The following is a 12,482-nucleotide window of genomic DNA, read 5'->3' as shown; positions in this document are numbered from 1 at the left end:
GCGACCGCCGCGGTCCAACGCACAGGCAAAGGCCGCTAGGCGACGATCTGGTGGATCGGTGCCGCGCCTTCGACGCCCACCAGCTTCTGGTCGAGGCCGGCGTGGAAGTACGAGAGGGCGTTCGGGTCCAGGCCCAACTGCTGGAGGATCGTCGCGTGGAGGTTCTTGACGTGGAAGCGGTCGACCTCGGCCCGGTTGCCGAGTTCGTCCGTTTCGCCGACGCTGACGCCGCCCTTGATTCCGCCGCCGGCCATCCACATCGTGAAGCCGTAGGCGTTGTGGTCGCGGCCGGTGCCCTCTGCGTACTCGGCGGTCGGCTGGCGGCCGAACTCGCCACCCCAGATGACCAGCGTGCTGTCGAGCAGGCCCCGCTGCTTGAGGTCCCGCAGCAGGCCGGCGATCGGCTTGTCCGTGCCGCCGGCGTGGTACTCGTGGTTCTTGACCAGGTCGCCGTGGGCGTCCCAGTTGTTGTCGTTGTGGTTGCCGCCGGAGTAGACCTGGATGAAGCGTACGCCGCGCTCGACCAGGCGGCGCGCCAGGAGGCAGCGACGCCCGAAGTCCTTCGTGCGATCCTGGTCGAGACCGTAGAGGCTGCGGATCTCCTCCGACTCACCGGAGAGGTCGACCGCTTCCGGCGCGTGCTGCTGCATCCGGTAGGCGAGTTCGTAGCTCGCGATGCGGGCGGCCAGCTCGCTGTTCTCGGCGCGTGGCGCGGCGTGCTCCTCGTTGTACTCCCGCAGGCGGTCGAGGAGGCGGCGCTGCGCTTCGCGCGACATGCCCGGCGGCGGATCGAGGGCCAGGATCGGCGTGCCGCTCGACCGGATCACCGTGCCCTGGTAGCTGGCCGGCATGTAGCCGCTGGACCAGTTCTTGGCGCCGCTGATCGGCCCGCCGGTGGGGTCGAGCATCACGACGAAGCCGGGCAGGTTCTCGTTCTCGGTGCCGAGGCCGTAGTTCACCCAGGAGCCGAGAGCGGGACTGCCGGAGAGGATGCGGCCGCTGTTCATCTGCAGCATGGCCGAGCCGTGAAGCGGCGCGTCCGCGGTCATCGAGTGAATGAAGGCGATGTCGTCGACGCAGCCGCCGAGATTCGGGAAGAGGTCGGAGACCCACTTGCCGCACTCGCCGTACTGCTTGAACTGCCACTTCGGTCCGACCACCCGGCCCTCGTTGCGCGTGCCGCCGCGGCCCTTCGTGTTGATCTCGATCGTCTTGCCGTCCAAGGGGTAAAGGTCGGGCTTGTAGTCGAAGGTGTCGACCTGGCTGGGGCCGCCGTACATGAAGAGGAAGATGACCGCCTTCGCCGGGCCGTCGAAGTGGGGCGGCCTGGCGGCGAGGGGGTTCTTCCACTCGGTCGTCCCGTCGGCCGCGACGGTCTGTGCGGCGAGGAAGTCGTCCGTCGACAACATGCCCGCCAGAGCTACAGAGGTGAAGGCGCCTCCGGCTTCCCAGAGGAACTCGCGCCGGGTCTGGCCACAGAAGGTGTTGCGGGGGCGTTCTGGTTCAGGAGTCATCGTTCCGCTCCTCAGTCGAGACGATTCTCAGTCAAGATAGGCGAACTCGTTCAGATTCAATAACAGAAGGGAGTAACTGGCAAACGCGGCCGAGGGGTCGAAGCCTTCCTGCCGCTGCAGCTCCTCGATCAACCCGAGGCCTCGGGCCACTTCGACCGGATGGGCCCGTCTCGCCAGCACCGCCTCGAGCGCCTCGGTCACGCGCTCTTCAACCGTGCCGTCGGCGCCATCGATCCGCGCCGCGAGCGCCCTGGCCTGCTCGCTCATGAATTCTCCGTTCAGCATCATCAGGGCCTGCGTCGGCTGGGTCGTCGTGAAGCGGACCGGGCAGGTCGAGTCGGTGTCGGCCATGTCGAGACTCTCGAGCAGCGGATGCAGGAGCGAGCGCTTGACGTGGATGTAGACGCTGCGCCGTGACGCCTGCTCGGGGGACGACTCGCCCCAGGCCTTGTCGGGCTGCGAAGCGGTCGCCAGCACCTCTTCCGGCATCGGCGGGTAGACGCTGGGTCCGCCGAGTTCCAGGTTGAGGCGGCCGGTCGCGGCCAGGACGGAGTCCCGGATCTCCTCGGCGGTCAGCCGTCTCATGTTGAAGCGGCTGAACAGGTCGTTGCCCGGGTCGGCTTCAAGGGCACCGTGGGGAGGGCGTGAGGACATCCGGTAGGCCCGACTGGTCATCATCAGCCGATGCATGGACTTGAGGCTCCAGTCCCGGGCCACGAACTCCGTTGCCAGCCAGTCGAGCAGGTCGGGGTGGGTCGCCTCCTGCCCGAAGCGTCCGAAGTCGTTCGGCGTCGGCGACAGGCCGCGGCCAAAGTGGTACTGCCAGAGGCGGTTCGCCATCACCCGCGAAGTGCGCAGGTTGCCGTCGTCCGCGATCCAGCGGGCCAGGGCGCGCCGGCGGCCGGTCGTCGGGGAGTCCGCCGCGCGTTCTCCAAGGCCCGGATCCGCGTTGCCGAGGATGAGGGGGAAGCCGGGTTCGACGCGTTCCGCCGGCGCATGCGGGTTGCCGCGGATGAGGACGTGGGTCGGCGGCGCCTCGGGGCCGATCTCCTTTACGCGCAGGACCTCGATCAGGCGGGGCGGCCCCTCCACCACGGGGCGTTCGCCTTCCGCCGTTCCCAGGTCCGGCGGGATCCAGTCCGTGTAGTTCTCGGGCGTGGGCTGGTTGCCGCCGCCGACCTTGTAGGGCGCGATGCCGCGGAAGAACGACAGCATGCGGTAGTAGTCGGTCTGCGGGATCGGGTCGCCGCGGTGGTTGTGGCATCGGGCGCAGCCGATCGACATGCCGAGCATCACCCGGGAGGTCACGTCGAGGACCGAGTCCAGATCGTCATACTGGGCGAGCGCCGTGTCCGTCGGCTCGTCGTCCCAGATCCCGAGCCGCAGGTAGCCCGTGGCGATGACCGAGGCCGCGGTCGGGTTGTCGAGTTCGTCGCCGGCGAGCTGATGGGTCAGGAACTCGTTGTACGGCATGTCCGCGTTGAGCGCGTCGATCACCCAGTCGCGGTAACGCCAGGCGGAGGGCTTCTTGCGGTCGCGCTCGTAGCCGTCCGTCTCCGCGTAGCGGACGAGGTCGAGCCAGTGCCGTCCCCAGCGCTCGCCGTAGTGGGGCGACGCGAGGAGACGGTCGATCAGGCGTTCCCAGGCGTCGGGGCGGTCGTCCAGCTCGAAGGCCTCGACTTCCTCGAGCGTCGGCGGCAGCCCGGTCAGGTCGTAGCTCGCCCGCCGGATCAGTGTCCGGCGGTCGGCGGCCGGCGGCGGCTCGAGGCCGGCTGCTTCAATCTTCGCGAGCAGGAAGTTGTCGACCGCGTTGAGCGGCCAGGCAGTGTCGGCGACAGCCGGGACGTCCGGCCGCTCGAGCGGCCGCACGGACCACCATTCCCGGTCGGCGTCCGTGATCTCGAAGGCGTCCGCGGCCGGCGCGACCTCCGTGAGCTGGTCCTCGTCGCCGCCGAACGGGGCGCCGAGTTGCACCCACTGGCGGATCGCCTCGAGGTCCGCGTCGGCCAGCCGGCCCGAAGGCGGCATCTGCAACTGCTCGTCCTCGTAGCCGACCGCGTGGAGGAGCAGACTCAGAGGAGGCTCGGAGGTGGAGATCGCCGGTCCCCGTTCGCCGCCGCGCAGGAGTCCGGCTCTCGTGGTCAGCAGGAGGCCGTTCTCGGCCCGTTCCGGGTCCGAGTGGCACATGTAGCAGTTCCGCTCCAGGACGGGCTGGACGTTCTCTTCGAACAGCTTGATGCCGTCGGCCGGCGTTTGCGCGGTTTGAGCGGCGGCGGTGGCTGTGCCGAAGGTCAGCAGAGCGAGGCCCGCGCCCACGGCGCCCCGCCTGGACTGAGCCGTTGCTGGCATGGTGTATGCGATCATATCGCCAGTGGCCGAACACCGACACGGCGCCCTGCTGAAGCCGCACGACGTAACGGCGACCCTCCTGCTGAGTTGTGACGATGCGATCGGCATCATCGCGACGGTCACGGGCTTCGTGAACGATCACGGAGGCATCATCTGCGCGTCCGAAACCCACCGGGACGAGGAACTCGGCAAGTTCTTCCAGCGCCTCGAGTTCGAGATCGACCACTTCGACCTGGACCGGGAGACGATCAAGCCGTTGCTCGAGTGGGAGATCGGCGACCATTTCTCGGTCAGGAGCCGCATCGCCTTCTCGGACGAGGAGCAGCGGGTGGGCGTACTCGCCTCGAAGCCGGCGCACTGCCTGCACGACCTGCTGTCCCGCTGGCGGCTGGGTGAGCTGCCCGGGCGCCCCGTCTGCATCATCAGCAACCATCCCGATCACACGGCGGAGGCGGAGTACAACGGGCTGCCGTACCACCACCTGCCGGTGACGCGAGAGACCCGCAGCGAGCAGGAAGAACGGATGATCGGCATCCTCGAGGAGGCTCGGGTCGACCTCGTGGTGCTCGCCCGCTACATGCAGATCCTCACTCCCCGCTTTCTCGAGTGCTTCCCTAACCGGGTGATCAATATCCACCACTCGTTCCTGCCGGCCTTTCCCGGCGGCAGTCCCTATCGCCAGGCTTACCTGCGCGGCGTCAAGGTCGTCGGCGCCACGGCGCACTACGCCACGGCGGAACTCGACCAGGGACCGATCATCGAACAGGACGTGACGCGGGTCAGCCACCGCGATTCGGTGACCACCCTGGTGCGCCGCGGCAGGGACCTCGAACGCGTCGTCCTCGCCCGCGCCGTCCAGGCGCATCTGGAACACCGCGTCCTCGTCGTCGACAACCGCGCGATCGTCTTCGGCTAGCGCGTTTGACCCGCCATCGCCGGGCCGGAGGGGAGGGTCGCAGGGGCCGCTCACCCCCGCTCGGTGGATGGAAGACTGGGGGTTCGCTGCGGTCGGCTGCGCTCCGCTACGGGTTGGCCGTTGGGATGGCATGGGCAGTCGCTGGCCTCTAGCCCCCTGCGACCCTCCCCTCCGGCCCGGCGATGGCTGGACGATTCCACTTGGGCGTTGCACACTGGGTGCGGTGACCTACTGCTCTGTGCAGGCAGCCCGCAGTTGCTGCGATGCCTGGGCGAAGACCGCATCGTTCGTGGCGAAGCGGCGGCCATCGTCGAGAAGAGCAATGGCCTCCTCGCAGCGGTTGGTCTGGGCCAGGATGGCGGCGAGACGCAGGCGTGCCAGCGTGAGGTCGGGACGGACGGCGAGGGCGGCGGCGAAGGCGCGGGCGGCCTCCTCGGGGCGGCGGAGGTCGAGGAGGACCATGCCGAGGACGAAGCTGGTCTGGGGTTCCGTCGGATCGAGTTCCTGCGCCGTGCGAAGTTCACGTGCCGCGTCCCTCAGGCGCCGTTCGATGGCCAGGATGCCGCCGAGCTCGGTTCGCAGCCGGGCCTCGTCGGCGGGAGCGAACTCCGTCGAGCGAAGGCTTCGGTCCAGGGCGGTGCGGGCCTCCTGCAGGCGGTTCTGCTGTCGCAGCACGACGCTCAACGCCTGGACGGCGGCGGTATCCGATGGGGCGACTGCGACTCGCGCCGTCAGAATCTCGAGCGCTTCCGCCGGCCGGCCCGACGCGGCGAGGGCGGCGGCCCGCCGTGTCCCTGCCTCGGCGTAGTCGGGGTCGAGCGCCAGTACGCGGTCGTAGCGTTCCAGCGCTTCCGCGGGACGACCCGCCCGGTCGAGGAGCAGGGCGAGTTGGTAGTGCGCTTGCTTGTAGTCCGGGGCCAACCCGATCGCCCGGGTCAGATGCGTGATCGCCTCGGTCGCCTGGCCGCGGTTGGCCTGGAGCTGGGCGAGTTCGAAGTGCGCCGAGGCCTGGTCGGGGTGGAGCTCCAGGAGTTCTTCGTAGGCGGTTTCGGCCCGCTCGAACTGACCGGCGTCGACGTGGGCCAGCGCCAGGTGCTTGCGGGCCTCCAGGTTCGTCGGATCCGCTTCGATGGCGCGGGCGAAGACGGCCGCCGCGGCGGTGAACTCGCCGGCCTGCACCGCGATCAGGCCCTGCTGGACCAGAGCGGCGCTGCCGGCCGGCAGGTAGGCGAGTTCCCCGATAAGGGGGTCGTCGAACGGGAAGTCGGTGTGGCTTGCCTGCGCGAAGTGCCGGGCCGCACGGTCTTCATCGCCGAGGCGGCGCCAGGCCATGGCGAGCGAGTAGTGGCCGCGGCCGGCGCCCGGTTCCGCGGCGATGGCGCGCTCGAGGTAGTCGGCGGCGGTTTCGGCGTCGCCGCCTTCGAGGGCGAGATTCCCGAGTCCGTAGAGCGCGGGCGGGAACCCGGGCCGGAGTTCCAGTGCGCGGTTCCACAGCGTGGCCGCATCGTCGGGCCGACCGCGTTCGACCTCCGATCGGGCGAGGCGCTGGATCGCCGGCACCAGCTCGGGCTCGATCGTCAGTGCAGCCCGGTAGGAGGCGGCCGCTGCTTCGTGATCGCCGCGGGTTTCCTCGGCGAATCCGAGGAGGTAGGGCCAGCGATGGTCGGTTGGATCGAGCCGCCGCGCTTCCCGGTAGCAGTCCTCGGCGGCCTCGAGCGCGGTGAAGGCGTGGTTGTCCAGCAGTTGGACGCCGTGGTAGAGCCTGCCGAGCTCGCCAACCGCCGCACCGAGCTCCGCCTCGCTGGCGTTGCTGCCTTCGAGTGTGCGGATCTTCCGTTCGAGGCCGTTGACCTGGGCGCGTACTGCGGGGTCATGGGCCTGGTGGACCGCGGGGAGCGTCACCCGCTCGGGGGTTCCGCAGCCGAGGAGGGCCAGCAGGGCGGCCGCGAGGCAGGGTCGGCTCATCGCCGGCCCTTGCCCTGCCGAAGCTCGTGGTAGGTGCGCGGCGCAAGCGGCCCGAAGGACTCCTCCTTGCCGCCGAGCCAGGCCACGCGGACATCCTCGATGCCGGCGTCGCCGAGTCCGACCAGCACCCGCGGGTCGCTCGAGGAGGCGTAGCTCATGGCGGCACGCACGCGGCGCATGAGGACGCGGCCGTCGTCCAGCGCGACGTGGACCACGCTGCCGAGCGCATCGCGCTTGCCGTCCGCGGTCACGAGCCGGAGTCCCATCCAGCCGCCGTCCTGGCCGACCAGGTTCATCAGCAGCCGGGCAGGTCCGTCGTTGTTCGTGACGAGAACGTCCGTGTCGCCGTCGTTGTCCACGTCGCCGAAGGCGGCTCCACGCGTGACTTCATAGGCCGTGAAGGCCGGTCCTCCGAGCGGGGACGCGTCCTCGAAGCGGCCGTCGCCCAGGTTGCGGAAGAGCTGGTTCGGCTGTCCGAAGCGACGCTCGTGGTCGGTAGCCGCGGACGCGCGCGCCATGGCCTCTTCGCCGCTGCGGGTGCGGTCGAGGCGCCGCACGGCGCCGTTCACCGCCAGGAGGTCGAGGTCGCCGTCGTTGTCGAAGTCGAGCCAGCCGGTGCCGAAACCGGTCATCGGCAGGCTGGGAGGGTCCAGGCCGGCGGGCATGCCGGCATCGGTGAAGTGGCCGTGGCCGTCATTCAGGTAGAGGGTGCTCGTCTCTCCCGTGATGTGGGTCACGTAGAGATCCTCGTCGCCGTCTCCGTCCATGTCGCCTGCGCCTATGCCCATGCCCGCCTCGGCTTCGCCGCGGCGATTGACCGCCGAGCCGCCGAACAGCGCCCGGTTCTCGAAGCGACCGCCGCCGCGGTTCATCCACATCTGGTTCGGCGTGCCGTCGTTGGCGACGTAGAGGTCGAGGCGCCCGTCCAGGTCGAGGTCGCCCGCCACGGCGCCGAGGCCGTTGCCGAACTCGGCGGCGAGGCCGGCGCGGTTCGTCGACTCCTCGAAGCGGCCATTTCCGAGGTTGCGGAACAGGCGGTCCGGCTCGGCCCGGTAGGTCTTCGGGCTGCAGTAGTCCGGCTCGCCGCTGCCGAAGGTGCAGAGCGTGTGGCTGCCGAGGTTGAAGTCGACGTAGTTGGCGACGAACAGGTCGAGCATGCCGTCGCCGTCGTAGTCGAAGAACGTGGCGGGCACGCTCCACCTGGGATCGTCGGCTTCGGCAGCCGCCGTCACGTCCTCGAAGCGGCCGCCGCCGACGTTCCGCCAGAACCGGTTGGGGCCCAGGTTCGTCACGTAGAGGTCGACGCGGCCGTCCCCGTCGTAGTCCGCGGCGGCTACGCCCATCCCGTAGCCGGTCGACTCGATGCCGGAGTCGTGCGTCGCGTCGACGAAACGAAGCTCACCGGTCTCGACCAACTCGTTGCGGAACAGGCGGTCACGGGAGGGGGAGCCGCCGTCACCGGCGCCTGATTCGAACTCGGCCCCCTGCACCAGGTACGCGTCGAGGTCGCCGTCGCCGTCGGCGTCGAAGAGCGCGGCGCCCGAACCCATGATCTCTGGCAGGAGGTAGCGTCCGTGCGCGCCGTTCCCGTGGCGGAAGGCGAGGCCGACGTCTTCGGCTCGTTCGTCGAAGACGGCGGGTTCGGTCGGCGGCGCGGGAGTGCCCGAACCCATCGGTTCGCGGCTGTCCGCCGTGCGGGAATCGCCGGAGCAGGCGGTGACTCCGGCAGCAGCGATCAGCAGCACGGTGAGTGCCGGCGGGGACAGGGAGGGGCTCCCGGAAACGTTAGTCAGGTCGACTCCGCGAGAAGCATGTGGGAGACCATATCGACAGCCTTGAGGGGATGTCGAAGCGCGCAAAGAGAAAGGGGAGAGAGCCGAAGCCCTCTCCCCTTGATTCCCTCGACCGAGGGACGAAGCCCCCGGTTCTCTCGGTCCGGTCCTAGAACCGGAACTTGATCGAAGCCCTCATCTGCCTCGGGCGCTGGTAGTACCGGCGCACGGGGTAGACCTCGCCCTGACCGTCCCAGCGGCGGCGGCGCTGCTGGTTGGTCGCGTTCAGGACCTCGACCCGGAGTTCGCCACGAACGTTCCGATAGCCCATGGGGAAGCCCCAGGCGCCGCTCAGGTTGATCGTGTACTCATCCAGCGTGCGGCGGCCTTCCGCGCCGAACGGGTGCAGGCGGACGCCGACACCACCGTTCGCCGTGCCCGGCCGCGCGTCGCTGGTCGGGTCGGAGGGTGTGATTGGCGGACACGTCCGCAGCCCCGCGGGCCTGGCGCCCGGGGCGCAGGTCTTCTGGGCGCTGATGCCCGCGCCCTCGGACCGGGCCCAGGGCGTACCGGTCTGGAATGTCAGATGACCGCCGAGCGTCAGATCCTGGTTTCCGATGCGCCAGGTCTTGAACCCGAAGGAGTTGTAGATCCAGGTCCGGTCGGCTACGCCGTTTACACCGCGCTGATTGATCATGCTGGCCGGCAGGCCGACGAACTCGTCAAGCCGCGCATGGCAATCTTCCGGATAGGTGCGGGTCCGACCGGTCCGGCGGTCCGGAATGCTCTGGGACGTCTGGCACTGCTCGACGGCGTCAGCCGTGAGGTTCACGTGCACGAGTTCCAGGTACCCGCTGTCCGTGTTGTTCCACCAGACGCCGCCGCCTGTCGTGTCGGTCTCGGACCAGGCCACGTTGTTGTAGAGCGCCCAGCCGTCGGCGAAACGCCGGTTCAACTGGACCTGGAGGCCGCGGTACGAGTTCTTCGACGGGTCCGCATTGGCGAGAGCGTCGCGATTGACCGCGCTCGGCCGGTCCGCCTCATCGAAGCCGGCGTCCGCCCACCGCTGTGCGCGGGCGTCGTCGAAGGCCAGCACGATCTTCTCCAGATCGTGGTAGTTCTCCGTGATGCCGATGGCCCGCCCCCGGTGGTCGAGCTGGAAGTTGGAGAACATCATGTCCTGCATCTGCCAGTCGATGTACTTGACGTCCAGCGCCCAGTCGGGGCGGAACTGCCACTCCAGGCCGAGAATCGCCTCCTGCTTGTAGTAGGTCTGGATGTCGAAGTCGTAGAGCCCGGCCGCGACCGCGTCCCACATGAGACCCGGCTGCGCCAGCTCCCAGGACAGGTTGTAACCGGGAACCGGGGCGCCGACCGTGCCGTCGCGGATCGTGTCGCGGCGCGACGGCGAGTTGCAGTCGTAGTCGACGTAGCCGATCGCCTTCAGGATGCCCATGCCGACGACATCGAGCGGGTCGCAGAACAGGAAGACTTCGCGGCCTTCGTACCCGTTCCACAGGTCGTGCAGGCTGGGCCGTGCGACGTCGCCGCCGGAGATCCAGGCCTGGTTGAGCATGGCGTGGTACTGCCCCCAGTTGGCGTTGAGCAGCAGGGCGCCGTCACCCTTGATGTCGTACGAGATGTTGATCCGGGGGTCGACGTATGTGTCGTTGACGACCCGGCGCCGAACGTCGTTCCAGGCTTCCTGCTGTTCCGCACGAAGGCCGAGGTTGACCACCCAGTGATCGCCGATCGTGAACCGGTCCCGGACGTAGAAGCCGATGTCCCGGACCTCCGTGTCGCCGGTGCCGCGGCCGACGCAGGTACCCACGGTACGGACGATCTCCCCGTTCACCCGCTCGATCTGGGTCGGCCGGTGCGGGAGACCGTCGGTGTGGTTGCCCTCGCAGGTCAGGAGCGGCGAGTTGTAGTCGACGAAATAGCAGCCGCGGCCGCGGGTCGTGCCGCCGACGAAGTTCGGGTTCTCTGGCGAGGTGTTGATGCCCCGCAGGAGCGAACACGAATCCTCGGCCAGCGTCCCGGACTGGTAGTAGCCGAAGGGACTCGTGGGATCGAAGCCCCAGCCGTTGAGCAGCGGCACACGGGCGTTCTCGCCCTCCCACTTCGTGTCCTGGTAGTCCAGGCCGTACTTCAGCTCGTGGTTGGCGCCGATGAACTGGGTCAGGCCGACGTTCGCCTGCTCGCGCGGGAAGGCGTTGAAGCCGAAGCCGTCGGAGAGGATCCAGCCGTTGTGCCAGGCCTGCAGGTTCTCGTTGTCCCGGTACACATTGTAGTTGTTGCCGGGGTAGAAGATGCCCAGGCTCGGGTTGAACGGGAACCGCAGCGGGTAGCTGGTGTCGCCGCCCGAGGTGTTCGTCGCGCTGTGTCCGGCGATCGGACCGCGGTCGAGCGACTTGGCCTGCAGGCAGGTCTCCACCATGCGCGCCGACGCGTTGGGGAAGTTGTCCTGGGCCAGCCATTCAAGCAGCGGAATGCCGTCGGGGTTCAGGACCTCGGGGTTCTCCTGCTCCAGCTTGTTGTAGCAGGCGAGGTACTTGTTCTCCTGCGTCTCCTGGAACGCGACCTTGGCTTCCAGGTACCAGTTGCCGGAGATCGCGTAGTTCCAGTTGACCGTCGACAGGACGCTGTCGTTCTCGTGCGGCGTCGGCGTCCAGTAGTCGGAGGACTGGTCGTTGAAGTAGTTCCGGAACGCCGGCGTGTCGATCGCCGAGGCGGCGAACGAGTGGTTCGCGCTCGGCTGCATGTTCAGCTTGAAGATGCGGGCGTCGTTGAACAGGCTGACGTCGTACGGGTCGCCGCCGAGCAGGCGCTCGTTATAGGCGTCGTCGAACTCGCTGACGCCGAGGAAGAACCAGAACTTGTCGCGCTGGATCGGGCCGCCGGCCGAGAACTCGTAGCCGTCGGACGCGCCCGCCCATTCATCGGAACCGGGCAGACACGCTTCGCGGTTGGTCGTGATGGCTTCCTGCACGAGGCTGGGAGCGATCTGGCCGCGGCCGGCGTCGCGCTCGTCGCCGTGGCAGCGTCGGAACCAGTCCACGGGATAGGGCTGAGTGCGGCGTTCAGCCAGCGAGGGCTGATCCTTGTAGTCCGCGCCCCAGTTGATCGCCTGGCGCTGCCAGAGGGCGTCGACGTGCCACCGGTTCGTGCCCGACTTCACGATGACGTTGGTCGAGGAGCCGATGTAGCGGCCGTACTCGGCGGAGGAACCGCCCGCCTCCATCGACACCTCGGTCACGGCCGTGGTGGGAAGGAAGACGCGGCTGCCGCCGAACTTGGCGAACGTTGTGTCGACGCCGTCGATGTAGACGCCCTGATCCGCGAAGTGCGTGCCGTTGACCGCCGGACGCGTCTGCTGGATGTCGTCGTTGCGCGCGTCCGACGTGACGCCGGGCAGTGCGTTGATGACGCCGTAGTAGGTGCGCGTCGTGCCAGCGGTCTGCTCGCCGATCTCGGACGTGACGGTGCTGCCCGCGGTGACGTTGAACTTGTCGACCATGGGCGTTTCACCGGTGACGGTCACCTCGCCCTCGATTGCTGCCTGCAGCGTCAGGTCGAGGTCCTGCCGGTCGCCGGCGGCGGCGTGGAACTCGGCCGCGGCCTCGCCCAAGCCTTGCAGTTCCGCTTTCAGATTGTAGGCGCCGGGCACGACACCGACAAACCGGAACTGGCCGTTCTCGTTCGTGATCGCGAACTTGTCGCCGCGCTCACTGGACAGGGTGACGCTGACGCCTGGAAGCGCCGAGCCTCCCGGGTCAACGATCGTGCCGCTGACAGTTGCGGTCTCCGGTGCATCGGCAAATGCGCCGAACGGGACCAGCAGCATCAGAGCCACTGCGAGTCGCTTCATTGAGCTCCTCCTCGGATCAAGTTGTTGGGAAAGACAAGGGCTGCACTATATGCCGGGCCGGAGCGATGTCAAAGAGGCGGGCGCGGATCCAGAAT

At 68.6% G+C, this 12,482-nt stretch carries 6 protein-coding genes; 1 reads left to right on the top strand and 5 read right to left on the bottom strand.

Going from position 1 to position 12,482, the window contains the following annotated elements; all coding sequences use genetic code 11:
• Positions 1–35: 35 nt before the first annotated feature.
• Together OXI49_09385 and OXI49_09380 are read right to left on the bottom strand one after the other, a co-directional pair.
• Positions 36–1,514, bottom strand: coding sequence for a DUF1501 domain-containing protein (locus OXI49_09385; GenBank protein MDE2690711.1), 1,479 nt, complete (start codon positions 1,512–1,514; stop codon positions 36–38).
• 27 nt (positions 1,515–1,541) lie between these two features.
• Positions 1,542–3,863: a PSD1 and planctomycete cytochrome C domain-containing protein gene (locus tag OXI49_09380; protein MDE2690710.1), complete on the bottom strand. Its 2,322-nt coding sequence runs from the start codon at positions 3,861–3,863 to the stop codon at positions 1,542–1,544.
• Positions 3,864–3,885: 22 nt separating this feature from the next.
• Here OXI49_09380 and purU point away from each other — a divergent pair, with 22 nt between their 5' ends.
• Entirely contained in the window at positions 3,886–4,779 is an 894-nt protein-coding gene (purU, locus tag OXI49_09375) for a formyltetrahydrofolate deformylase (GenBank protein MDE2690709.1), read from the top strand.
• Between the two features lie 228 nt (positions 4,780–5,007).
• Here purU and OXI49_09370 read toward each other — a convergent pair whose 3' ends face one another.
• From OXI49_09370 to OXI49_09360, 3 genes are all read right to left on the bottom strand, one after another.
• Positions 5,008–6,744, bottom strand: a complete 1,737-nt coding sequence (locus tag OXI49_09370) for a tetratricopeptide repeat protein (GenBank protein ID MDE2690708.1) — start codon at positions 6,742–6,744, stop codon at positions 5,008–5,010.
• Positions 6,741–8,489, bottom strand: coding sequence for a CRTAC1 family protein (locus OXI49_09365; GenBank protein ID MDE2690707.1), 1,749 nt, complete (start codon positions 8,487–8,489; stop codon positions 6,741–6,743). The genes OXI49_09370 and OXI49_09365 overlap by 4 nt, the downstream gene beginning before the upstream one ends.
• Before the next feature lie 196 nt (positions 8,490–8,685).
• Entirely contained in the window at positions 8,686–12,387 is a 3,702-nt protein-coding gene (locus tag OXI49_09360; GenBank protein MDE2690706.1) for a carboxypeptidase-like regulatory domain-containing protein, read from the bottom strand.
• Positions 12,388–12,482: the final 95 nt, after the last annotated feature.

This window comes from Acidobacteriota bacterium (assembly GCA_028875725.1).
In the GTDB taxonomy this organism is placed as follows: Bacteria; Acidobacteriota; Thermoanaerobaculia; order Multivoradales; family Multivoraceae; genus Multivorans.
The sequence above is the reverse complement of the archived record's forward strand: the minus strand, read 5'-3'. Positions and strand labels throughout refer to the sequence as shown.